20 protein-coding genes and 1 pseudogene are annotated in these 22,040 nt (G+C 71.4%); 12 read left to right on the forward strand and 9 right to left on the reverse strand.

Going from position 1 to position 22,040, the window contains the following annotated elements; genetic code table 11:
* The first annotated feature begins 62 nt into the window (after positions 1-62).
* From BGK67_RS22290 to BGK67_RS22305, 4 genes are all read left to right on the forward strand, one after another.
* Positions 63-491: a nuclear transport factor 2 family protein gene (locus BGK67_RS22290; RefSeq protein WP_069921730.1), complete on the forward strand. Its 429-nt coding sequence runs from the start codon at positions 63-65 to the stop codon at positions 489-491.
* A gap of 178 nt (positions 492-669) precedes the next feature.
* Positions 670-1,521, forward strand: a complete 852-nt coding sequence (locus BGK67_RS22295) for a polysaccharide deacetylase family protein (RefSeq protein WP_069921731.1) — start codon at positions 670-672, stop codon at positions 1,519-1,521.
* 113 nt (positions 1,522-1,634) lie between these two features.
* Positions 1,635-1,964: a hypothetical protein gene (locus BGK67_RS22300; RefSeq protein WP_069921732.1), complete on the forward strand. Its 330-nt coding sequence runs from the start codon at positions 1,635-1,637 to the stop codon at positions 1,962-1,964.
* Between the two features lie 188 nt (positions 1,965-2,152).
* Entirely contained in the window at positions 2,153-2,782 is a 630-nt protein-coding gene (locus BGK67_RS22305) for a hypothetical protein (RefSeq protein WP_069921733.1), read from the forward strand.
* A 172-nt stretch (positions 2,783-2,954) separates the two neighbouring features.
* Here the strand turns inward: BGK67_RS22305 and BGK67_RS22310 are convergent.
* From BGK67_RS22310 to BGK67_RS22320, 3 genes and pseudogenes are all read right to left on the reverse strand, one after another.
* Positions 2,955-4,225, reverse strand: a pseudogene (locus BGK67_RS22310) (extracellular solute-binding protein).
* A gap of 277 nt (positions 4,226-4,502) precedes the next feature.
* A complete protein-coding gene (locus tag BGK67_RS22315; protein ID WP_079154321.1) occupies positions 4,503-5,120 on the reverse strand; it encodes an SMI1/KNR4 family protein in 618 nt (205 codons plus the stop codon).
* A 62-nt stretch (positions 5,121-5,182) separates the two neighbouring features.
* Positions 5,183-5,533 (reverse strand): DUF192 domain-containing protein, encoded by a 351-nt coding sequence (locus BGK67_RS22320; RefSeq protein WP_069921734.1) that lies wholly within the window; start codon positions 5,531-5,533, stop codon positions 5,183-5,185.
* 410 nt (positions 5,534-5,943) lie between these two features.
* Between BGK67_RS22320 and BGK67_RS22325 the strand changes: the two genes are divergently transcribed.
* Positions 5,944-6,681, forward strand: a complete 738-nt coding sequence (locus BGK67_RS22325; RefSeq protein WP_069921735.1) for a prepilin peptidase — start codon at positions 5,944-5,946, stop codon at positions 6,679-6,681.
* A gap of 130 nt (positions 6,682-6,811) precedes the next feature.
* Here BGK67_RS22325 and mgrA read toward each other — a convergent pair whose 3' ends face one another.
* On the reverse strand, positions 6,812-7,849 hold the full coding sequence (gene mgrA / locus BGK67_RS22330; protein WP_069921736.1) for an L-glyceraldehyde 3-phosphate reductase: 1,038 nt from the start codon (positions 7,847-7,849) through the stop codon (positions 6,812-6,814).
* Between the two features lie 125 nt (positions 7,850-7,974).
* Here mgrA and BGK67_RS22335 point away from each other — a divergent pair, with 125 nt between their 5' ends.
* The 5 genes from BGK67_RS22335 to BGK67_RS22355 all read left to right on the forward strand — a co-directional run bounded on the left by BGK67_RS22335 (position 7,975) and on the right by BGK67_RS22355 (position 13,655).
* Positions 7,975-8,736, forward strand: a complete 762-nt coding sequence (locus BGK67_RS22335; RefSeq protein ID WP_069921737.1) for an isoprenyl transferase — start codon at positions 7,975-7,977, stop codon at positions 8,734-8,736.
* A 334-nt stretch (positions 8,737-9,070) separates the two neighbouring features.
* Entirely contained in the window at positions 9,071-10,387 is a 1,317-nt protein-coding gene (locus BGK67_RS22340) for a PhoH family protein (RefSeq protein ID WP_069921738.1), read from the forward strand.
* 429 nt (positions 10,388-10,816) lie between these two features.
* Positions 10,817-11,530 carry an aggregation-promoting factor C-terminal-like domain-containing protein gene (locus BGK67_RS22345; protein WP_432215521.1) on the forward strand — a complete coding sequence of 238 codons (714 nt, stop codon included), beginning with the start codon at positions 10,817-10,819 and terminating at the stop codon, positions 11,528-11,530.
* A 114-nt stretch (positions 11,531-11,644) separates the two neighbouring features.
* Positions 11,645-12,988, forward strand: a complete 1,344-nt coding sequence (locus BGK67_RS22350) for an AI-2E family transporter (protein ID WP_069921740.1) — start codon at positions 11,645-11,647, stop codon at positions 12,986-12,988.
* A complete protein-coding gene (locus BGK67_RS22355; RefSeq protein ID WP_069921741.1) occupies positions 12,978-13,655 on the forward strand; it encodes a hypothetical protein in 678 nt (225 codons plus the stop codon). Before BGK67_RS22350 ends, BGK67_RS22355 begins: the two co-directional genes overlap by 11 nt.
* A gap of 65 nt (positions 13,656-13,720) precedes the next feature.
* On the opposite strand, the gene BGK67_RS22360 is transcribed toward BGK67_RS22355, so the two are convergent.
* Together BGK67_RS22360 and BGK67_RS22365 are read right to left on the reverse strand one after the other, a co-directional pair.
* Positions 13,721-14,260, reverse strand: a complete 540-nt coding sequence (locus BGK67_RS22360) for an alkyl hydroperoxide reductase (RefSeq protein WP_069921742.1) — start codon at positions 14,258-14,260, stop codon at positions 13,721-13,723.
* 3 nt (positions 14,261-14,263) lie between these two features.
* Complete coding sequence (locus BGK67_RS22365) at positions 14,264-14,818, reverse strand: peroxiredoxin (protein WP_069921743.1); 555 nt, start codon at positions 14,816-14,818, stop codon at positions 14,264-14,266.
* A gap of 135 nt (positions 14,819-14,953) precedes the next feature.
* Here BGK67_RS22365 and BGK67_RS22370 point away from each other — a divergent pair, with 135 nt between their 5' ends.
* On the forward strand, positions 14,954-15,955 hold the full coding sequence (locus tag BGK67_RS22370; RefSeq protein WP_069921744.1) for a hydrogen peroxide-inducible genes activator: 1,002 nt from the start codon (positions 14,954-14,956) through the stop codon (positions 15,953-15,955).
* A gap of 59 nt (positions 15,956-16,014) precedes the next feature.
* Here BGK67_RS22370 and BGK67_RS22375 read toward each other — a convergent pair whose 3' ends face one another.
* Together BGK67_RS22375 and BGK67_RS22380 are read right to left on the reverse strand one after the other, a co-directional pair.
* A complete protein-coding gene (locus BGK67_RS22375) occupies positions 16,015-16,248 on the reverse strand; it encodes a type II toxin-antitoxin system antitoxin (RefSeq protein WP_069921745.1) in 234 nt (77 codons plus the stop codon).
* The gene (locus BGK67_RS22380; protein ID WP_069921746.1) at positions 16,245-17,153 is read right to left on the reverse strand and encodes an SPFH domain-containing protein; all 909 of its coding nucleotides are present in this window, start codon (positions 17,151-17,153) and stop codon (positions 16,245-16,247) included. The genes BGK67_RS22375 and BGK67_RS22380 overlap by 4 nt, the downstream gene beginning before the upstream one ends.
* Before the next feature lie 232 nt (positions 17,154-17,385).
* Here BGK67_RS22380 and BGK67_RS22385 point away from each other — a divergent pair, with 232 nt between their 5' ends.
* A complete protein-coding gene (locus BGK67_RS22385; RefSeq protein WP_069921747.1) occupies positions 17,386-19,659 on the forward strand; it encodes a transglycosylase domain-containing protein in 2,274 nt (757 codons plus the stop codon).
* 88 nt (positions 19,660-19,747) lie between these two features.
* On the opposite strand, the gene BGK67_RS22390 is transcribed toward BGK67_RS22385, so the two are convergent.
* Positions 19,748-21,967, reverse strand: coding sequence for a SpoIIE family protein phosphatase (locus BGK67_RS22390; RefSeq protein ID WP_107488838.1), 2,220 nt, complete (start codon positions 21,965-21,967; stop codon positions 19,748-19,750).
* Positions 21,968-22,040 lie beyond the last annotated feature (73 nt).

Below are 22,040 nucleotides of genomic sequence, written 5' to 3' on the forward strand. Positions count from 1 at the left end.
ACGTTCTCCACTGCCGAGCATCGAGCATCGAGCATCGAGCATCGATCGCGAGAGGGACCGCCATGACCGCCACCATCGCCGCCGTACGTCCGCCCCTGCCGCCCTTCACCGAGGAGACCGCCCGCGCCAAGGTCCAGGCCGCCGAAGACGCCTGGAACAGCCGGGACCCCGAGCGCGTCGCACTCGCCTACACCGAGGACTCGGTCTGGAGGAACCGCGACCGGTTCCTCACCGGGCGCGCCGAGATCCGGGAGTTCCTCACCGCGAAGTGGCGGCGCGAGCTGGACTACCGGCTCCGCAAGGAGCTCTGGGCGTACGCCGGCAACCGCATCTCCGTCCGCTTCGAGTACGAGTGGCACGACGCCGCCGGCCAGTGGTGGCGCAGCCACGGCAACGAGCAGTGGGAGTTCGACCTCGACGGGCTGATGCGGCGGCGCGAGGCCAGCATCAACGACGTTCCCATCGCGGCCGAGGATCGCCGGCTCGTCTGATCTGCCGCGCCTCGGGCCGGTTGCCCTGCCTGCGCGCCTCCCGTCGCATCGAGCAGCCCCGTCTCGCCAGCCCCCTCCGCCCCATTAGGTGGATTTTATGGACCAATGGCCCGGAACCCGCCTGTTGCGCCGAACGTCCTGATCCACAGAACGCTGACGCAGCGGATGGGGAGTGGACATGGGGTTCTGGACACGCATGAACGAGAAGGGCATCCGGGCCCGCGCGGTCGTCGCGGCCTCCGCCGTCGCCGTGGCGGCGACGGTGTGGGGCGTGGCGACCGCGGTGGAGTCGGGGCACGGACCCGCGCACCAGAACGTGTCCCGGCAGAAGGAGGCCGGGAACCGGGGCGGCCAGGCCGGGCCGCAGCAGCCGCAGCGGATACCCGAGGGCATAGCCCACGCCTCGGAGGGCGGCGCGAACGCCGTCAACATCACCATCGACGACGGCCCCGACCCCCGCTGGACCCCGGCGGTCCTGGACGTGCTGAAGAAGTACGGTGCCAAGGCGACCTTCTGCATGATCGGGCCGCAGGCCAAGGCCCACCCCGACCTCGTCAAAAAGGTCGTCGCGGCCGGCCACCGGCTCTGCGACCACACCATGGACCACGACACGGCCATGGACAAGAAGCCCGTCGCCTACCAGGAACAGCAGATCCTGGACGCGAAGCGGCTGATCGAGGAAGCCGCCGGAGCCGGCGCGAAGGTCGACTACTACCGGGCCCCCGGCGGCGCCTTCACCCCCGACAGCCGGCGCATCGCCGCCGCGCACGGGATGCGCCCGCTCGGCTGGAACGTGGACACCAAGGACTTCGGCAAGCCGGGCACGGCCGCCATCGTCGACGCCGTCAAGCGCGAACTCGGCAACGGCCCGACCGTGCTCTTCCACGACGGCGGCGGCAACCGCGCGCAGACCGTCGACGCCCTCGACCGGGTGCTGGCCTGGCTGGGGGAGCAGGGCCGGCCGACCGGCTTCCCGGTGCACGCCGTCCCCGAAGGCCCCGAAGGCCCCGAAGCCCCCGACGCCTCCTGACACGCCGTCCGGCAAGCGAACGGGTGAGGGTCGACGATCAGGCCCGGCCCCGGGTGTTCCCTGGTGGGGCACATGCGCGCGCCGCGCCCGAACGCCCGGCCAGGAGGCCCCCCGTGACCATCGCCCCCGCCCAACTGTCCGACCCCGTCGTCGCAGCCTTCGTCACCGCCGTCAACGCGCACGACAAGGAGGCCTTCCTGGCGGTCCTGACCGCCGACGCGACCATGTCCGACGACGGATCGGACCGCGACCTCCACGCCTGGATCGACAAGGAGATCTTCTCCTCCGGCGGTCACATGAACGTCCAGTCCGAGTCCGACGGCGGCCGCTCCCTGGTCGTCGACTACCGCAACGACACCTGGGGCGAGATGCGTACCGCCTGGCGCTTCACCATCGCCCCCGGCGGCGGCAGGATCAGCCGCTTCGAGACCGGCCAGGCCTGAACCGCCGCCCCGCAACCGGCTTCCGCGCCGCCGCCGTCAGGCGCGGGTCCCGCGGCCCGTTCGCGCCGGCGAAGCCGAAGCGGCGGCCCTCGGCGCCGTACGCCGGGATCCGGGCGGCGGCCGCTCCCGTACGGGTGAAAGCGCGCCCGGTGTCGTTCCGGCCCGCCGCGGGCCCCGTTGGACCGGGCATGAAGCGCACCCGCATGGCAGCCCTCGCCCTCGCCACCACCGCGGCGGCCCTCGCCCCCGCCCTCGTCCACCAGGCCACCGCCGCGGAGGGGACGGCGTACCTCCAGGACCCGGCCGGGGGCGAGAAGTCCATGAAGTCGAAGTGGACCAAGGACGACATGCACAAGGTGGAGGCGCAGTTCCGCTTCCACACCGGAGTCCGGTACGAGATGGTCACCCGCCCCGGCCACGCCGCCGCCCCGGACTTCGAACGCCAGGTCCCGGACCCCGACACGCTGGCGTGGGAGCCGTCGTACGAGTTCGCCTGGTCCGTGTCGGACTCGAAGCTGGTGAAGAAGGTGGTGACGACCAAGGACGACACGCACCCGATCGAGGTGCACGCCGTCCTGCGCACCGCCAAGGGCGCCACGGCGGGGGAGGTGCGCCGGAAGCTGGACGGGAAGCCGGCGACGGGGCGCGAGAAGATCGCGGGCGGCAAGCGGATCGCGTGTGACACCGGGGAGTACACGGTGGAGTGGTCGGTGACGCGCACGGGCTACGGGACGCTCACGGGCTCGCTGCGCTGGGACTCGAGCTGCGAGCAGCACCGCAAGGCGTTCTCCCCGGACCACGGGAAGCAAGGGCAGTAAGGCAGACGGCGCCGGCAGGGGCACCGGGGGCGCGGTCGAGGCCTGCCGCCCCGCGCACCTTGTGGGTGCTCGGGGCGGCGGGGCCGGCGGCCTCGGATCGAGGGCCGTGGGGCCATCCTGCCGCACGGGGTGGTCTGCGGCATGGGGCGAAGGTCCCGTGTCACGGGGTCCTTCAGCGCTTCTTCGAGGCCTCGTCCGCCTGGGAGGCGATGTCCTCGAGGACGGTCTTGGGGTCGGAGTTCGGCTCCACCGCACGGCCGATGTTGCGCTTGATGGTGTCGCTGACGCTCACCCAGGAAGGGTTGTTCACCGGGTAGAGCTGCGCACCGTACAGCGCGGACAGGAACAGTTGGTCGGTCTTCTCGAGCCCGCCGCCGGCCGGGGTGCGCGAAGCCGTGACGGTGGACGGCAGCAGGTGGTAGCGCTTGGCGAACTCCGAGAGGTTCTTGTCCTGGTAGACGAAGTCCAGGAACGTGCCGATCTCGGCGCGGTTGCCGTTCTGCTTGAAGGCCATCATCCAGTCGGCCACGCCCACGGTCGGCGGGACCTCCCCGCTGTCGAGCGTGTCCGAGACCGGCATGGACACGGTGCCGACGCCGATGCCCTTGGCGCGCGCCTCGTGGGCGAGCGAGGGGTACCCGTTGAGCATGCCGACCTCGCCGCGAAGGAACGCGGCGAAGGCGTCGGCGCGGTTCAGCTGGGAGGGCGGGGTGGGGCCGGTGAGACCGGGGGCGACCAGGTTGTCCTTGACCCAGCGCCAGGTCTCGATGTTCGGTCGGAGGCCAGGCTGTAGTTGCCGCTGCTGTCGGCGTAGCCGCCGCCGTTGCTGAGCTCCCAGATCATCGCCTCGGCGTGCGCCTCCTCGGGGCCGAGCGGCAGGGCGTACGGGAACTTCACACCCTTGTCCTTCAGCGCCTTGGCGGCGGACTTGAGGTCGGACCAGGTCTTGGGAGCGCCGACCCCGGCCTTGGCGAACAGGGCCTCGTTGTAGAAGAGCAGGCGGCTGCTGGCCATGAACGGCAGGCCGTAGAGGGTGCTGCCGACGGTGCCGGCCTCGGCGAGCGGCTGGAGGAAGTTCGCCTCCCGGGCGACCGAGAGGAGCTCGTCCGCGGAATAGAGCTTTCCCTGGGCCGCGAAGTCCGAGTAGGAACCCATGAGCGCCATGTCCGGCGCGTTCCCGGCCTTGACCATGCGCGAGACCTCGCGGTCGATGTCGGCCCACGGCAGGAGCTTGACCTCGACCTTGATGCCGGGGTTCGCGGCGGTGAAATCCGCCGTCACCTTGTCCCAGTAGGCCTTCGAGCTGGTGGCCGGAGTGTCGCCGTATTCGGCGGCCACGAGGCGCAGTGTGCCGCCGTCACCCGCGTCGCCGCCCGGACCGCCACATCCGGCCAGAGGTATCAGCAGGCCTAGTACGACCGTGGAGGCGGCCGTGCCGAACATTCTTCGTCCCACGGGTGTATTCCCCTGATTTCCTTTTGGATCCCATGACTACTTATGAGTTGCTCCGGGCTGGGGTGTCCCTCCATGGCCCGTTGGCCGGAATTCTCTCCCGAAAACGGGGTGGCTGATTCCATTGGGGGGCACTTGTGGTCAATGCTCCAACTCGGGCTTTTCCGGATGGTGTTTTCCGATATGTGATCCACCGCGCGGACGCGCGTAGACATGCCGAAACGCCCGTTTCCGGTCAGGGAACGGGTTCGGGCGTGTGACCGGAACGTCAGTCGGTGAATTCGCCCGCGTACGGGTCGGGTTCGCCCGTCTCGGGGTTGCGGCCCTCCTGCCACCTGCGCTGGGCCTTGCGCCAGTGGACGAAGCTGAGGTGGCCGCCGTCCCAGAAGGTGATGCTGACCGGGCTCACGTCGAACTCGTCGGAGCAGAGCCGGTAGAGGAATTCGGCCATGCCGTACGGGTAGACGGCGAAGGAGTCGGCGGTGTGCCGCCCGCACACCACGACCGGCCAGCGGTCCGGGTCGGGGTCGGACGTGAGCCAGCACAGGATGTCGGAGCCGCCGGTGACGCCCCAGGCGATGATCGCCTCCGGGTCCACGTCGAAGGCGGCCCGGCCGCCCTCCGCCTCCCAGACCTGGCGGGCGTTGTCGGTCTCCTCGGCCATCTCCGCCGGCACCCACTGGAGTCCGGGCTTGGGGAGGGGCAGCAGGATGCTGGCCTCACCGTTGATGGAACCCGCGCCGAAACGGCCCATGAAGGCGACGAAGTCGGCCGGGAACGCCGTGCCCCAGGCTGCCTCGGCGCTCTGCCAGTCGATGTCCTCGTCGGCGCCGTGCGTCGCCGGCATGATCTGCTCCAGCGCCTTGATCCGCGCGTTCTCCGTCATGCCGCTCCCCTGACACCACCCCAGCTCAACCGCCCCAACCTACCGCCGAGGCGGGACCTTCACTAGGACCTGTCCACGCGCACGGCGACGCCCGGCCGCAGCCCCCAGCCGGCCATCGCCCCGGCCGCGGCCTCCAGGACGTGCCGGGAGCGGGGTCGGGGCAGCCCGAGCCGCCCCGGGGGCATGGTCACCACGGCCAGGACGCGCAGGTTCCGGTCGAGGTACGCGACGTCGATCGCGAAGCGCATCCGGAAGGTGTGCACGCTCGCCGCGGGGGTCAGCAGCAGCGCCCCGGCGATGCCGGTGCGGCGGAGGAGGCCGCGGGTGCGGGCGCGGTAGGAGGCGGCGATCTCCAGGGGGACCGCCGTCGTGCCGGTGTGGAGCGTGGCCGTGCCGTCCTGCCAGTTCGCCATGGCGGCAGCCTAGGTCCTGCGGAGCGGGGCGGGGGGTTCGGCCCCCTGGCCCCCTGGCTGCGGAGGTCGGCCGGGCCCCGGCGGGGGTGGTGTGGGTGCGGCGCCGTTGCGGGGGCTCTGCCCCCGGGCCCCCGCGCCTCAAACGCCGGCGGGGCTGGAATGGTGCCGGGGCGGGGCTGGCAGGGGGTCGGCGGGGTTGGAGTGGTGCTGGGCGGGGCTGGAAGGGCGCCGGCCCGGCTGGAGTGGTGCCCGGGTGGGTCTGGAAGGGGGCCAGCGGGGGCTGGAGTGGTGCCGGGCCGGGCTGGAAGGGGGGCGGTGGGGGCTGGAAGGGCGTCGGCGGGGGGCCGGTGGGGCTGGGAGGGGGGCGGCGGGGGCTGGAGGGGGGGGGGGGTTGGGCCTACCTTCGGGGGGTGACGGTTGTGGTGATCGTTCTGGCCGCCGGGTACGGCGTCGGCGTGGGGTTGTTGCTGCCGCGTGCGGTCTGGCGGCTGGGCGTCGAGGCGGGAGAGGGCTGGCGTGAGCGGTGTCCGGAGGGGCATGTGCTGCCGGGGTGGCTCGGGGCCGCCCGCTGCCGGGTTCCCTCCGGACAGGCCCCGCCGCACACGTACGGCCGGCGGGCCCTTCCCCTCGCCGCCCTCACCGGGACGGTCTGCGCCGCGCTCGGGGCGGCCGTGGGGCCGCGGCCCGAGGCGGTGGTCTACGTGGGGCTCGCCCCGGTGCTCGTGCTGCTCGCCCTCGTCGACCGCGCCGTGCACCGGCTCCCCGACGTACTGACCCTCCCGCTCGCCGCCGCGGCCGCCGCCGGCCTCGGGGCGGCGGCCCTCCTGCCCGGCGCCGCGGGCGACTGGCGGCGCGCGCTTTTCGGCGGCCTCCTGCTCGCGACCGGCTACCTGGCGCTCTTCCTGGTCAACCCCGCGGGGATGGGCTTCGGCGACGTCAAGCTGGCGCTCTCGCTGGGGGTCGCTCTTGGGTGGTACGGGTGGGGGGTATGGGCGGCCGGGGCCTTCCTGGGCTTCCTCTACGGGGCCCTGTACGGCCTCTTCCTGCTGCTGCGCGGCTCCGCGACCCGCGGGCAGGGCTTCGCCTTCGGCCCGTTCATGGCCGCCGGAGCCTTTACCGGAGTGCTGCTGGCCGGCTTCGGAGCGTAATCGTGGCGCGGCTATGCACGCATCTCGCTTTACGAAGGGTTATGGTGGAACCCCCCCTCGGGCCGGTCCGTATCCCCCCCACGGACCGGCCCGTTTTTTGCTCTCCGCCCCTTATCGGCATCCGCGCAGGTCAGCCGCGCTGGGCCCACAGGTTGGTGCCGGGGGTGGACACCGCGAAGGAGTCGATCTCCTTCAGCTCGGCCTCGGAGAGCGGATCCGCCGCCAGCGCGGCCACGTTCTCCTCCAGCTGCCGCACGCTCGACGCGCCGATCAGCGCCGAGGTCATCCGGTCGTCGCGCAGCACCCACTTCAGCGCCAGCTGCGCCAGCGACTGGCCGCGCCGCACGGCGATCTGGTTCAGCCCGCCCAGCCGGCGCAGCACGTCGTCCGAGAGCAGGTCCGGGTTGAGCGACTTGCCCTGGGTGGCCCGCGAGCCCTCAGGGATCTCGTCAAGGTACTTGCCCGTCAGCAGCCCCTGCGCGAGCGGCGCGAAGGCGATGCAGCCCATCCCCGCGTCCTCGAGGGTGTCCAGCAGCCCGTCGTCCTCGGTCCAGCGGTTGATCATGGAGTACGAGGGCTGGTGGATCAGGGGGCGCACCCCCATCCCGCGCAGGATCCGCACCGCCTCGGCCGTCTGCTCCGCCGTGTACGAGGAGACGCCGACGTAGAGCGCCTTGCCCTGCTGGACCGCGGACGCCAGGGCGCCCATGGTCTCCTCGAGCGGGGTCTGCGGGTCGAAGCGGTGCGAGTAGAAGATGTCGACGTAGTCCACGCCCATCCGGCCGAGCGAAGCGTCCAGGGAGCTCAGCAGGTACTTGCGGCTGCCCCATTCGCCGTACGGCCCGGGGTGCATCAGGTAGCCGGCCTTGGTGGAGAGGACCAGCTCGTCGCGGTAGGCAGCGAAGTCCTGCGCGAGGACCTTCCCGAAGTTCAGCTCGGCCGACCCGGGCGGCGGACCGTAGTTGTTCGCCAGGTCGAAGTGGGTGATGCCGAGGTCGAAGGCCCGGCGGAGGATCGCCCGCTGGGACTCGAGCGACTTGTCGTCTCCGAAGTTGTGCCAGAGGCCGAGGGAGATGGCGGGGAGCTTGAGGCCGCTGTGACCCGTGCGCCGGTACTCCATGGAGTCGTACCGCGCGGGGTCTGCCCGATAGGGATTGGTATCAGTCACGTTGTCCTCCCTATCACGGAGCTGTGACAGACCGAGTTGGGTACCCCCTCCCACCGCGCAGTAATGTGGCGCACTCGGGGGACCGCAATTCGCACGGGGGCATTGCACGGAGGGGCTGGAAGATCGTGAAGCTGCGCGACCTGGTGTACAGGCTCTACGCACGCCGGGTGGAAGGCCGCCTCGACCATGACGCGGCGCCCAAGCACATCGGCGTCATCCTGGACGGGAACAGGCGCTGGGCGAAGGCGTCCGGAGGCACCACGGAGCAGGGCCACCAGGCCGGAGCCGACAAGATCTCCGAGATGCTGGGCTGGTGCACCGAGACGGACGTCGAGGTCGTCACCCTGTGGATGCTCTCCACGGACAACCTGGACCGGCCGGAGGTCGAGCTCCGCCCGCTGCTCAACATCATCGAGAACACCGTGCGGGGCCTCGCCGCGGACGGCCGCTGGCGCGTCCACCACGTCGGCAACCTCGACATCCTGCCCGCGCGGACGCAGACCGTGCTGAAGGAGGCCGAGCAGGCCACCCACGACGTCCAGGGGATACTCGTCAACGTCGCCGTCGGCTACGGCGGCCGCCAGGAGATCGCCGACGCGGTCCGCTCGCTGCTGCTGGAGCACGCGCAGAAGGGCACCTCCTTCGAGGAGCTCGCCGAGATCCTGGACATCGACCACATCGCGGAGCACCTCTACACCCGCGGCCAGCCCGATCCGGACCTCGTGATCCGCACCAGCGGCGAGCAGCGGCTGTCCGGATTCATGCTGTGGCAGAGCGCGCATTCGGAGTACTACTTCTGCGAGGTCTTCTGGCCGGCCTTCCGCAAGGTCGACTTCCTGCGGGCCCTGCGCGACTACGCGGCCCGCCACCGGCGCTACGGCACCTGATCGGCGCGTATTCACCCGGGGTGGTCTCTGACGCCCCTTCGGTCACCGCCGCACCCTCCCTCCCGAGCTTCACCCGGGATTCACCGAGCGTCCGTCATATGCCGTGGCATGGCCTGGCCTGATATGGGAATACCCCTTTCAGGTCGATGCCCGATCCACGGGTGTCGAGTCTCAGCGGACGGCATGGGGCCGTCCGCCCGGGAGGCCCTTTGCACCAGGACGCACGTGCGGTTCGCACGGACGGAGTGGAGGGCCGGGAATCGGCCCTGGCATGGGTGCCGATGACCGGTCCGGTCTTCATGGCCCGACCTCTTCCGAGGGGGTACGTCCTTCCGTGGTGACCAGCACAAAGCGCCGCCTGCCCGACAGGCGGACCTACGTCCTCGACACCAGCGTCCTGCTGGCAGACCCCAACGCGATCTCCCGCTTCGACGAGCACGAGGTCGTGCTCCCGATCGTGGTGATCACCGAGCTGGAGGCAAAGAGGCACCATCCCGAACTCGGCTACTTCGCGCGCCAGGCCCTGCGCCTGCTCGACGACTTCCGGGTCCGGTACGGACGTCTCGACGCCCCCATCCCACTGGGCGATCTGGGCGGCACCCTGCGCGTCGAGCTCAACCACTCCGACCCGGGTGTCCTGCCCGCCGGCTTCCGATTGGGGGACAACGACTCGCGGATCCTCGCGGTCGCCCGCAATCTCCAGGCCGAGGGCTACGACGTCACGGTGGTCTCGAAGGATCTCCCGCTGCGCATCAAGGCCTCCTCGGTGGGGCTGATCGCCGAGGAGTACCGCGCCGAGCTCGCCATCACCGATGCCGGCTGGACCGGCATGAGCGAGCTCGCCCTCTCCGGAGAGCAGGTGGACCTCCTCTACTCCGAGGAGCGCCTCTACGTACCGGAAGCCGCCGAACTGCCCGTGCACACCGGGCTGGTCCTCCAGTCCGAGCGCGGCAAGGCGCTCGGCCGCGTCACGGCGGACGGCAACGTGAAGCTCGTACGGGGCGACCGCGAGGCCTTCGGGCTGCACGGCCGCAGCGCCGAGCAGCGCATCGCCCTGGACCTCCTCCTCGACCCCGAGATCGGGATCCTCTCGATGGGAGGCCGGGCGGGTACCGGAAAGTCGGCGCTGGCCCTGTGCGCGGGCCTGGAGGCGGTGCTGGAGCGCAGGCAGCACCAGAAGGTGATGGTCTTCCGGCCGCTGTACGCGGTGGGCGGGCAGGAGCTCGGCTACCTGCCGGGTGACCAGGGCGAGAAGATGAGCCCCTGGGCGCAGGCCGTCTTCGACACCCTCTCCTCGGTCGCCGGGCGCGAGGTCATCGAAGAGGTGCTGAACCGCGGGATGCTGGAGGTCCTGCCGCTCACGCACATCCGCGGCCGCTCGCTGCACGACGCCTTCGTGATCGTGGACGAGGCCCAGTCGCTGGAACGGAACGTCCTTCTGACCGTTCTGTCGCGGATCGGCGCGAATTCGCGGGTCGTTCTGACCCACGACGTCGCCCAGCGGGACAACCTGCGGGTCGGCCGGTACGACGGAGTGGTCGCCGTCGTCGAGAAACTGAAGGGGCATCCGCTCTTCGCGCACATCACCCTGGCGCGCTCGGAGCGCTCCCCGATCGCGGCGCTCGTCACCGAGATGCTGGAGAGCCTCTGACCCCGGCAGACCCCGGCAGTCCCCGACAGGGGGCTGAAACGGTCATAAACCCCATAGCGGGAAAGTGAGTTGACGCCGTCCGGTAAGGGCCCGAGAGCCTAGCCGGGCGGCGTCGCGCTGCACAGGCCTTTGGCGAAACCAGAGCGTCCCTGCCAGGTGTGACCTTTCCCACGCAACGCGGAATTGCCCTGTGGCGTCGAGGTCCGGCAGAGTCTGTTTTCCGTCAGGCCCCGCATACGGCACTTGCGTACCTCCCGTGAGGTACGAGCAGCACCACAACTCCACAGCCGATTGCCGTATGCCGCCCGGAGTTTCACGCGGCAGCCTCCGCAAGGAGCCGCTGCCCACGGGCCCGCGTCTCCAGTGACCCCAGAACCACGGAGGCCAGTGTCGAGGGGCACTCTTGCGCCCGCTCGGTCACTGCGGACGCTGCTGGAAGGACACCGTGTGAGCCGGATCTCGGTTCGGGGCTTCGCAGTGGCTTCTGCCACCGCGGTCACCACCGTCGGCGCAGTCGTGGGCGTTGCCACCGGCGACCCCACCTCGAACGATCTCGAGACGACCGCGTCCGGGGCGACCCTCCTCACTGACATCCCGGTCGGCGACCAGGCGGAGGTCCAGACCGCGTCGCTGACGCAACAGGCCGACACCATCGCCCACGCCGCCGACGCCGACGCCAAGCGCTCGGCCGAGGAGGCAGCCCGCATCCAGGCCGCCGAGGACGCCAAGGCCAAGAAGGCCGAAGCGCAGAAGGCCGCGGACGAGAAGGCCAAGAAGGACCGCGAGGCGAAGGAGGCGGCCAGCCGCTCCGCCGCCCGTGACGCGGGCGACTTCGCCGTCCAGAGCTCCTACACGGTCGCTCAGGTCAAGGCCATCGCCCAGCAGATGGTCCCGGCCGGCCAGTTCCAGTGCTTCTCGAACATCATCAACCAGGAATCCACCTGGAACTACCTCGCCGTGAACAAGTCCTCGGGCGCCTACGGCCTGGTCCAGGCGCTCCCGGGCTCGAAGATGGCCTCGGCCGGTGCCGACTGGCGCACCAACCCCGCCACGCAGATCAAGTGGGGCCTGAACTACATGGAAGACCGCTACGGCAGCCCGTGTGGAGCCTGGAGCTTCCACCAGGCCAACGGCTGGTACTAGGCGACACCGCCACCCGCTCGATCCCGGGGAGCCCCGCACCGTCCGACGGTGCGGGGCTCCTCGCGTGTACGGTCTTTCGAGGCGTGATCAGTGGGGCGGGGGGAAAGGATCGACATGGTGAAGAGGGAAGGCTGGCTCGGCCGGCTCGGGAGCAGGCTGAACCGGATGGAGGCGCGGCTCGACGAGCGGCGCGCCGAGGTCGAGGCCGAGGCCAGAGGCGACCTGCCGCGTTCCGCCCCCACCGGCCGGGCGCCGGCGCCGGCCGGCGCGGCGGAACCGGGCCCCGCACACGCCCCCGGCTTCCCCGAGCGCCCCGACCCGGTGAGCGTGGTCCCGTGGGGCATGCGGGTCGCCGCCGAGGTCAGCTGGCGGCTGCTGCTCCTGGCCGGGATGCTCTGGGTCCTGATGAAGGTGATCAGCGAAGTCCGCCTGGTCGTCCTCGCCTTCGCCGCCGCCATGCTGGTCACCGCGCTCCTCCAGCCCTTCGTGGTCCGGCTGCGCAGACTGGGCCTGCCCCGGGGGCTGGCCACCGCCGTCACCGCGATCCTCGGCTTCGTCGTCATCGGGCTCGTCGGCTGGTTCGTGGTCTGGCAGGTCATGGAGAACCTCGACGACCTCTCCGACCGGGTCCGCGACGGCATCGACGAACTCAAACTCTGGGCACTGGACAGTCCGTTCCACGTGACCGAGAAGCAGATCAACGACATCGCGAAGAACCTCAGCGAGACCATCGGCACCAACACCGAGCAGATCACCACGGCGGGCCTGCAAGGCGTGACCGTGCTCGTCGAGGTGCTGACGGGCATCCTGCTCGCGATGTTCTCGACGCTCTTCCTGCTCTACGACGGCAAGCGCATCTGGACGTGGACGCTCGCCCTCGTCCCGGCCGCCGCCCGGCCCGGCGTGGCGGGAGCCGGTCCGCGCGCCTGGCGCACGCTGACCGCGTACGTGCGGGGCACTGTCCTCGTCGCGCTCATCGACGCCACCTTCATCGGCCTGGGCATCTACTTCCTCGACGTGCCGATGGCCGTGCCGCTGGCCGTCTTCATCTTCCTGTTCGCCTTCATCCCGCTCGTCGGCGCGGTGGTCTCCGGCGCGCTCGCGGTGGTCGTGGCGCTGGTGACCCAGGGCGTGTTCAGCGCCCTGATGGTGCTGCTGGTCGTCCTGGCGGTGCAGCAGATCGAGGGCCATGTGCTCCAGCCGTTCATCCTGGGCCGGGCGGTACGGGTGCACCCGCTCGCCGTGGTGCTCTCGGTGGCCGCGGGCGGCCTGATCGCGGGCATCGGGGGCGCGGTGGTCGCCGTACCGCTGGTCGCCGTCACCAACACCGCGGTGGGATACCTGCGGGCCTACTCGCGCGAGCAGCTCCGCCTGGGGCACGGAGCGGCCGGGCCGGGCCCGCACGGGGCCACGGCCCTCAGCTCGGCGCCACGGGAGGGGGACAGCGGTGATCAGTGAGCCGGAGCTGGACGGGGAGTGGGGGCCGGAGCGGCCGGCCGAGACGGTGGAGCCGGGAGCCGGGGAGAGGCCGTTACGACGCCCCCCGGCCCGCCGGTGGCCGTGGGCGCTGGGCGGGGCGGTGCTGGCCTCGGCGGTGTGGGCGGGTGCGCTGGCGGTGCAGGATCGTTTCTCCGCCGCCGGTCCGCCGATCGCCTACCGGCACGTCGACGACCTCTGCACCCAGGTGCGGCTGCCCGCGCTGGGCGCGATGGCCGGGGAGTTCGAGGGGGGTCCCGAGCGCCGGGGCAAAAGCCCCGCCCTGGACTGGTCGTACTGCGAGTACACGACGCCGCGGACCAGGGGCCAGGCCGCCTACCACGCGGAGGTGCGGGTCGAGCTGCACAAGAAGAGCGACCCGGAGCCGGAGTTCGGCCACGGGCCGGTGCTGGGTCCGTTCATGGAGGTGGAGGCCGTCCGCCCGGAGAAGGTGCCCGGGCTCGGGGAACAGGCCCTGGTCTCCGGACTGGTCAGGTCTCCGCAGATCCAGGTGCTCGACGGCGGCGCGGTCTTCACGCTGAGCGCCCAGTGGTGGGGGGAGGACGCGGACGAGGAGATCGACAGCGACGCGCTCCGAGCGGCGATGATCGAGGACATGCGCGACCTGATGGACCGCCTGCGGAAGTGACGGCGGGCAGCACCGTGCCCCCGCCGCCGGGAAGGCTGCGGGGGCACGGGACCTCGTACGGGTGACTACTCGGCGGCGAGCGCCGCTTCCGCGTCGAGGGTGACCGCGACGGCCTGGATCACCGAGGCGACCTTGAAGGCCTCCTGGACGGTCTCGCGGTCGATGCCGGCCTTGCGCAGGACCTGCTCGTGCGAGTCCAGGCACTGGCCGCAGCCGTTGATCGCGGAGACCGCGAGCGACCACAGCTCGAAGTCGACCTTCTCCACACCCGGGTTGCCGATGACGTTCATCCGCAGGCCCGCGCGCAGCGTTCCGTACTCCGGGTCGGAGAGCAGGTGCCGGGTGCGGTAGAAGACGTTGTTCATCGCCATGATCGCGGCGGCGGACTTGGCCGCGGCGTACGCCTCCGGCGACAGGTTCGCCTTCGCCTCCGGCTCCAGCTCACGCAGGACGCGCGGGGAGCGGGCGGCGATCGCGCAGGACAGGACGGTGCCCCACAGCTGCTGCTGCGAGAGGGTGTCCTGGTTGCCGATGACCGAACCGAGGTTCAGCTTCAGGTCCTTGGCGAAGTCCGGTATGGCGGACTTGAGGGCGTCGAGGGACATCCGTCACTCACCGGCCAGCAGCGCGCCGGCGTCCAGGGTGCCCTCGCCCTTGTTCCAGTTGCAGGGGCACAGCTCGTCGGTCTGCAGGGCGTCGAGGACCCGCAGGACCTCCTTGGGGTTACGGCCCACGGAGCCGGCGGTCACCATGGTGAACTGGATCTCGTTGTTCTGGTCGACGATGAAGACGGCGCGCTGGGCGAAGCCGTCCTCGCCCCGGACGCCGCACGCCTGCATGAGCTCGTGCTTGGAGTCGGCCAGCATCGGGAAGGGCAGGTCACGCAGGTCGTCGTGGTCCTTGCGCCAGGCGTGGTGGACGAATTCGGAGTCGCCGGAGACGCCGAGGATCTGGGCGTCGCGGTCCTGGAACTCCTCGTTCAGCTTGCCGAACGCGGCGATCTCGGTCGGGCAGACGAAGGTGAAGTCCTTCGGCCAGAAGAACACCACGCGCCACTTGCCCTCATAGGTCTTGTGGTCGATCTGGGCGAACTCGCTGCCGGCCTCGAGCGAGACACAAGCGGTCAGATCGTAGGTGGGGAACTTGTCACCGACAGTGAGCACGTGCTCTCCTTGCGACGAGGAAAGTGACCTTTTTGGGGGCTTTCCAAGGGGGTTGGACGGATCTCACATGCTGGCACAGCTGCATTGATTACGGAAATAGCTACACTTGAGGCCGGTGATCGGAGGTACCTATCAGTGGCTGCCGGTAATAGGGGAGCGAAACAACCCACCCTGGCGCAGCTGCGCGCCTTCGCGGCCGTGGCCGAGCACCTGCACTTCCGGGATGCCGCCGCCGTCATCGGGATGAGCCAGCCGGCCCTCTCCGGAGCCGTGTCCGCCCTGGAGGAGGCGCTCGGGGTACAGCTGCTGGAGCGGACCACCCGCAAGGTGCTGCTCTCCCCGGCGGGGGAGCGGATCGCGGCGCGGGCGCGCGTGGTGCTCGCGGCGATGGGCGGGCTGCTGGAGGAGGCCGAGGCGGTACGGGCCCCCTTCACCGGAGTGCTGCGGCTCGGGGTGATCCCCACCGTGGCGCCGTACCTGCTGCCGACCGTGCTCGGGCTCTTCCACCGGCGCTATCCGCGGATGGACCTCCAGGTCCACGAGGAGCAGACCGCCTCGCTGCTGGACGGACTGTCGGGCGGACGCCTCGACCTGCTGCTGCTCGCCGTGCCGCTGGGCGTGCCCGGGGTCACCGAACTCCCCGTCTTCGACGAGGACTTCGTCCTGCTGACGCCCCGGGAGCATCCGCTGGCCGGGCGCAAGGAGATCCCGCGCGAGGAACTGCGCGGACTGCAGCTGCTGCTGCTCGACGAGGGGCACTGCCTGCGGGACCAGGCCCTGGACATCTGCCGGGAGGCCGGACGGCTGCCCCGAGGGGCCGGGCGCGGTCCCTCGCCCGAGGGCTCCGGCGGCCGGCGCGAGGGCGGCGCGGACGTCACCACGACCGCCGCCGGGCTGTCGACCCTCGTCCAGCTGGTCGCCGGCGGGCTGGGCGTGACCCTGCTGCCGCGTACCGCGCTGCGGCTGGAGACCACCCGCAACGAGTACCTGGCCACCGGGTACTTCGCCGAGCCCGCGCCGTCGCGGCGGATCGCCCTCGCCATGCGGACGGGGACGGCCCGCCAGGAGGAGTTCCGGGCCATCGCGGCCGCCCTGCGCGAAGCCGTGCGCCCGCTCCCGGTGTGGCCGACCGACTGAACCGGCGGGCCGTGCGGGGCGGGCGTACGCGGCTGGTCGGTGCGCGGGCCGTCCGGGGGTCAGTCCGGGGACTTGGGGGGGCGGCCGCGGCGGGGGATGGGGCCCGGGCCGGAGGGGAGGCGGCCGGACTCCGCGAGGGCGCGGCGCAGCAGGAACTCGATCTGGGCGTTCGCGCTGCGCAGTTCCTCCCCCGCCCAGCGGGCCAGCGCGTCGTACACCAGCGGATCGAGCCGCAGCAGCACCTGCTTGCGCGGCTGCCGGCCCGCCCGGCCGACCTCCTCGGGCGGGGTCACTGGTAGAGGGTGCCCGCGTTGACCACGGGCTGCGCCGCGCGGTCCCCGCACAGGACCACCATCAGGTTCGACACCATGGCGGCCTTGCGCTCCGGGTCCAGGTCCACGATCCCCTCCTCGGCCAGGCGGTTCAGGGCCAGTTCGACCATGCCCACCGCGCCCTCCACGATCTGCTTGCGGGCCGCCACGACCGCGCCCGCCTGCTGGCGCTGGAGCATCGCGGAGGCGATCTCCGGAGCGTACGCGAGGTGTGTGAAGCGGGACTCGATGATGGCCACCCCGGCCGCGTCCACCCGGGCGTGCAGCTCGACGGCCAGCTTCTCGGTGATCTCCTCGGCGTTCCCGCGGAGCGAGAGGCCGCCCTCCTCGTGCGCGTCGTACGGGTATTCGATCGCGATGTGCCGCACGGCCGCCTCGGTCTGGGTCTCGACGAACTCCGTGAAGTCCTCGACCTCGAAGGTGGCCCGCGCCGTGTCCTCGACGCGCCACACCACGACCGCGGCCAGCTCGATGGGGTTGCCGTAGGCGTCGTTCACCTTCAGGACGGCCGTCTCGTGGTTGCGCACCCGGGTGGAGATCTTCTCGCGGGAGGTCAGCGGGTTGACCCAGCGCAGGCCGTCCGTGCGGATCGTCCCCCGGTAGCGGCCGAACAGCTGCACCACCCGCGCCTCGCCCGGTGCGATCGTGTTGAGGCCGCTCATCGCGATGAGCGAGGCGAGGACCACCAGGACGCCGGCCGCGATCAGGGTGACCTTGGCGGCGACGGCCGTCACCACCGAGCCGGCGACGATCAGGCCCGCCCCGGCCGCGACACCGGCCAGCCCGAGCAGCAGCGCCAGGCCGCCGCCCACGCTCCGCGCGATGAATTCCCGTACGTCCTGAGGAGTGGAGACGTTATTCGTCATCGTTTGCCCCGTTTCTTGTGGTCACAGCTGGTCGAGCTGCTTAGCAAAGTGATATCACTTTTTTCTCCGGCGGCAACCCTTCGGGCATTGTGTGCGTCGGTTCCTGTGGTGTGGGTGCTGATTCTCACGTCCGAATTGACCGGTATTGGCCATGGTTGGCCAACCTTTGTCACAGCCTGCGGTGTTAGCTTTCTGAGCTGACGTCGGGGGGATATCGAGCGGAGCGGGAGCGATGGGCCGAGCAGAAGCGCGTAAGGCGCAGCAGCAGCGCGGTGCGCGGCGGGCGCCGAGCGGACGTGCCAAGGGCGCCAAGGGGAACGGCGGCGCCGGCAAACCCACCGGCATACGTCGCTTCTTCACCTGGAGGAAGATCCTCGGGACGTTCCTCGGGCTGATCCTGCTCATGATGGCCGGCGCGATCATCCTCTACTTCTCGGTCGACGAACCCACCGACCCGAACGAGTCGGCCACGCTCCAGAGCAACACCTACCGCTACGCCGACGGCTCGGTCATGGCCCGCACCGGTGAGATGAACCGCGAGATCGTCCCGCTCGACAAGATCCCCGAGGACGTCCGCACCGCGTTCATCGCCATCGAGAACAAGTCCTTCTACGAGGACCGCGGCATCGACGTCATGGGCGTGGCCCGAGGCCTGTTCAACACGGTCACCGGCAAGGGCAAGGCCGGCGGCTCGACGATCACTCAGCAGTACGTCAAGAACTACTACCTGACGCAGGACCAGTCGCCGACGCGCAAGCTCCGCGAGCTCGTCATCTCCCTCAAGGTCGACCAGCGCCTGGAGAAGCACGAGATCCTCGCCGGCTACCTGAACACCAACTTCTACGGCCGCAACGCCTACGGGATCCAGGCCGCGGCGCAGGCCTTCTACGGGGTTGACGCCGACAAGCTCACCCTGGAGCAGGGCGCCTACCTCGCCGCCGTCATCCAGGCGCCCAGCCAGTACGACCTGGCGACGGCCGGCCCCAACGGCACGCGGCTGGTCAACATCCGCTTCAACGCCGTCCTCGACAACATGGTCGAGATGGGCAAGCTGGACCCGGCCAAGCGCAAGGCCATGAGCCTCCCGGAGCCGATCAAGCCCAAGCCCCGCCCGGGCATGGACGGCCAGAAGGGCTACCTGATCCAGGCCGCCAACGACGAGATGAACGAGCAGAAGATCACCGACGCCCAGATCGCGGCCGGCGGCTGGAACATCGTGCTCAACATCGACCCGAAGAAGCAGGCGGCGCTGGAGACGGCGGTCCAGGACGAGCTGGAGTCCAAGCTCGACCGCAAGGACACCAAGAACCGGCCCCAGGACCAGAGCGTCCAGGCGGGCGCCACCTCGGTGGACCCGAAGACCGGTGCGGTCGTCGCCATGTACGGCGGTCAGGGCCTGGCCGAGAAGGCCGCGAGCAACGCCCTGCGCAAGGACTACCAGCCCGGCTCGACCTTCAAGCCGATCGTGCTCGCCTCCGCCTTGGAGAACAACGCCACCACCCAGGACGGCAAGCCGGTCACCCCGAACGCGCTCTACGACGGCACCAGCAAGCGCCAGGTCGTCGGCAGCAAGATCCCGTTCAACCCGCAGAACCAGGACGACAAGGACTTCGGCAAGGAGATCACCGTCCAGGACGCGACCAACTTCTCGGTCAACTCCGTCTACGCGCAGATGATCGTGGACGTCGGCCCGCCCGCCGTGAAGAAGACGGCCCTGGCCCTCGGCATGAAGGACCGCGAGGGCTGGCCCGAGGACAAGCCGGCCATGTCGCTCGGCACCATGAGTGCCAACACCCTGGAGATGGCGGGCGTCTACGCGACCCTCGACAACCACGGCAAGAAGGTCACGCCGACCATCATCAAGAGCGCCGAGCACGCGGAGGGCGAGTTCACCCCCCGTCAGGCCGTCGGAGCGCAGGCCATCAGCCGCCAGACCGCCGACACCGTCACCAAGGTGCTCACCGGCGTGGTCAACGACGGCTCCGGCAGCAAGGTCAAGAGCAGCGCCTACGAGGCCGCCGGCAAGACCGGTACCACCGAGTCCAACGTGGCGGGCTGGTTCACCGGCTACACCCCCGAACTGGTCACCGTCGTCGCCATGTTCGGCGAGGAGCCCGGCACCCACAAGCAGGTCACCCTCACCGGCACCGCCGGCGGTGGCCGCGCGGGTGGCTCCAGCTTCCCCGCCGAGATCTGGAAGGCGTACACGCTGGCCGCGCTCAAGGGCGCGAAGACGGGCGAGTTCGACGTGTCCGAGGCAAAGATGGGTGCCCCGCAGGCGCCGTCGCGCACCCCGTCCCCGACGCCCTCGCAGAGCGCCTCCAGCCAGCCGCCGGCCAGCAGCTCCCCGCCGGCGAACTCGCCGAGCCCGACGCCGACCCCGACGCCGAGCAACACCCCGACCAAGTCGCCGACCCCGACGAAGTCCCCGACCCCCACGGCGACCAACACCGGCGGTCCGAAGCCGCCGGACCCGCCGCTGTTCCCGCAGACCGACCGGCCCTGACCCAGGACGCCGGAACCCGCGAACACCACCGCCCCGCGGCCTTCAGGCCGCGGGGCGGTGGTGTTCGCGGAGGGTGGCGCCTCGCGGCTCAGCGCCCTTCGGGCACCGCCGGCAGCGACAGCTCGAACCAGACCACCTTGCCGCTGCTCAGCCGGGTGGCTCCCCAGCGGCGGGCCATCCGGTTCACCAGGAACAGGCCGCGGCCGCCCTCGTCGGTGTCCCGCGCCCGGCGCTGGCGCGGCAGCTGCGGGGAGTCGTCGCCGACCTCGCAGCGCAGTACGTCCGTACGCAGCAGGCGCAGCGTGACGGGCCGTTCGGCGTACCGGACGGCATTGGTGACCACCTCGCTGACCAGCAGCTCCAGGGAGTCCTGCAGCTCCTCCAGGCCCCACCGGGCCAGGGCGCGCCGGGCGAACCGGCGGGCCCGGCCGGGAGCGGTCTCCTCCGGGTCCAGGAACCAGTACGCCACGTCACTGGGCGCGATCCCGTCGAACCGGGCCGCGAGCAGCGCGATGTCGTCGTCCCGGTCGCCCGGGCCGAGCATGTCCAGCACGTCGTCGCACAGGGCCTCCAGCGGCGGCGGGTGGTCCAGGCCGGTCAGCTGCGCGGTGGTCGCCAGGCGCTCCCGGAGCTGCTCGATGCCGGTCCACACGTCCCGCAGCCGGGACTCCACCAGTCCGTCGGTGTACAGCAGCAGGGTGGCCCCGGCGGGCGCGTCCAGCTCCACGGCCTCGAAGTCCACGCCGCCGACGCCGATGGGGGCGCCCGGGGGCACGCGCAGCACCTCGGCGCGCCCGCCCAGGTGCAGCAGAACCGGCGGCGGGTGACCCGCGTTGGCGATGGTGATCCGGTGCGAGACGGGGTCGTACACGGCGTACAGGCAGGTGGCCATGCGGTCGGAGCCCAGGCGCTGCGCCTGCTCGTCCAGGTGGTGCAGCACCTCGGCGGGCGGCAGGTCAAGCTGCGCGAGGGTCTGCGCCGTGGTGCGCAGCTGGCCCATGATCGCCGCGGAGGTCATGGAGTGCCCCATGACGTCGCCGACGACGAGGGCGACCCGGCTGCCGGGCAGTGGGATGGCGTCGTACCAGTCGCCGCCGACGCGGGCGGTCTCGGCGGCGGGCAGGTAGCGCGAGGCGAGCCGCACGCCGGTGGGCTGGGGCAGGCTGTCGGGCAGCATGGTGCGCTGGAGCTCGTCGGCGATGTACGCCTCGCGGCCGTACAGCACCGCCTTGTCGATGCCGAGCGCGGTGTGCGTGGCCAGCTGGGCGGCGACCAGGAGGTCGTTCTGCTCGAAGGCGGGCCGCTCGGGGCTGCGCAGGAACACGGCGGCGCCGATCACCCGGCGGCGCCCGCGCAGCGGGGCCAGCACGGCCCGGTTGCCGCGCGGCAGCGGGTGCTCCGAGCCCAGCAGTTCGGGCAGCGCGGCCTTGGCGGCCGCGGAGGAGCCGAAGACGGGCCGTACGCCGCGCAGCACCTCGGCGAGCGCGCCGCCGGACCGGATCTCGCACAACTCGGCCGCGGGCAGGTCACCCTGCGGGCCGACCAGGGGCAGCTGGCTGAAGTCGAGCTCGCCGGTGGCCCCCGCGGCCCCGGCGGGGTCCGGGCCGATGGTGCCGCCCGAGGCGGCGTCGGTGAGATCGTCGATCGGCCGGAGCCGGTCGGTGCGGCGCAGCCTTAAAACGACCGGGCCGAGGGGGCGTTCGTCCCCGACCGGCAGCGGGTCGCGCAGGTAGACGAGGATGGCGTCCGAGAACGTCGGCACGGTGGCCCGGCACAGGCCGAGCACGATCTCGTCGAGGTCGATGCCGCGGGCGATCCGCCGCGTGGCGGCGCCGACGAAGCGCAGCCGGTCCCCTTCGCGGCGCGCGGCGGTGTCCCCGGCGCCGCCGCCGGCCGGTATGCCGCTGCCGCCGCCGTGCCGGTCGCCTCCGGCCGGGTGGGGGGAGCCGGGGCCGGATCCGTCCGGAGCGCCGGCCGGGCCCCCGGCCGTGTCCCGGGCGGGGAGTCCCTGCGCACCGTCGGCGGCCGCGTTGCGCGCGGCGCCGGTGTCCCTGGCCCGGGCGCCGCCGTCCCTGGCGATGGCGAGGTCCCGGCCGGGATCGGCGCCGGCGGGGAGGTCCGCCGGCGCGACACCGCGGGGGCGGGGGAGCCCGCCGGGCCCGCCGCCCGGCTCCGCGCCCGGGCCTGGCGCATGCGTGCGTACGGCCTCGACGGCGGCGAGGGGCGCCTTGCCGTGGCCGGCCTCGTCCGTACCTCCGCCGGAGGCGACGGGCTGCGGGCCCTCCTGAGAGGTGGGGTACTCCGTCACGCGTGGAATTCCGTCCGTTTGCGCTCGATGTGCGCTGCACTCAACTCGGTCAGTCGCGGTATACCCGCTCAGC

This window comes from Streptomyces subrutilus (genome assembly GCF_001746425.1).
Taxonomy (GTDB): domain Bacteria; phylum Actinomycetota; class Actinomycetes; order Streptomycetales; family Streptomycetaceae; genus Streptomyces; species Streptomyces subrutilus_A.

What these genes read in the sequence shown, in the direction of transcription:
- BGK67_RS22320 (WP_069921734.1), bottom strand. Translation starts at nt 5,533, where the DNA reads ATGGCGAACTGGCAGGACGGCACGGCCACGCTCCACACCGGCACGACG.
- BGK67_RS22295 (WP_069921731.1), top strand. Translation starts at nt 670, where the DNA reads ATGGGGTTCTGGACACGCATGAACGAGAAGGGCATCCGGGCCCGCGCG.
- BGK67_RS22380 (WP_069921746.1), bottom strand. Translation starts at nt 17,153, where the DNA reads ATGACGAATAACGTCTCCACTCCTCAGGACGTACGGGAATTCATCGCG.
- BGK67_RS22290 (WP_069921730.1), top strand. Translation starts at nt 63, where the DNA reads ATGACCGCCACCATCGCCGCCGTACGTCCGCCCCTGCCGCCCTTCACC.
- BGK67_RS22305 (WP_069921733.1), top strand. Translation starts at nt 2,153, where the DNA reads ATGAAGCGCACCCGCATGGCAGCCCTCGCCCTCGCCACCACCGCGGCG.
- BGK67_RS22350 (WP_069921740.1), top strand. Translation starts at nt 11,645, where the DNA reads ATGGTGAAGAGGGAAGGCTGGCTCGGCCGGCTCGGGAGCAGGCTGAAC.
- BGK67_RS22360 (WP_069921742.1), bottom strand. Translation starts at nt 14,260, where the DNA reads ATGTCCCTCGACGCCCTCAAGTCCGCCATACCGGACTTCGCCAAGGAC.
- BGK67_RS22315 (WP_079154321.1), bottom strand. Translation starts at nt 5,120, where the DNA reads ATGACGGAGAACGCGCGGATCAAGGCGCTGGAGCAGATCATGCCGGCG.
- BGK67_RS22385 (WP_069921747.1), top strand. Translation starts at nt 17,386, where the DNA reads ATGGGCCGAGCAGAAGCGCGTAAGGCGCAGCAGCAGCGCGGTGCGCGG.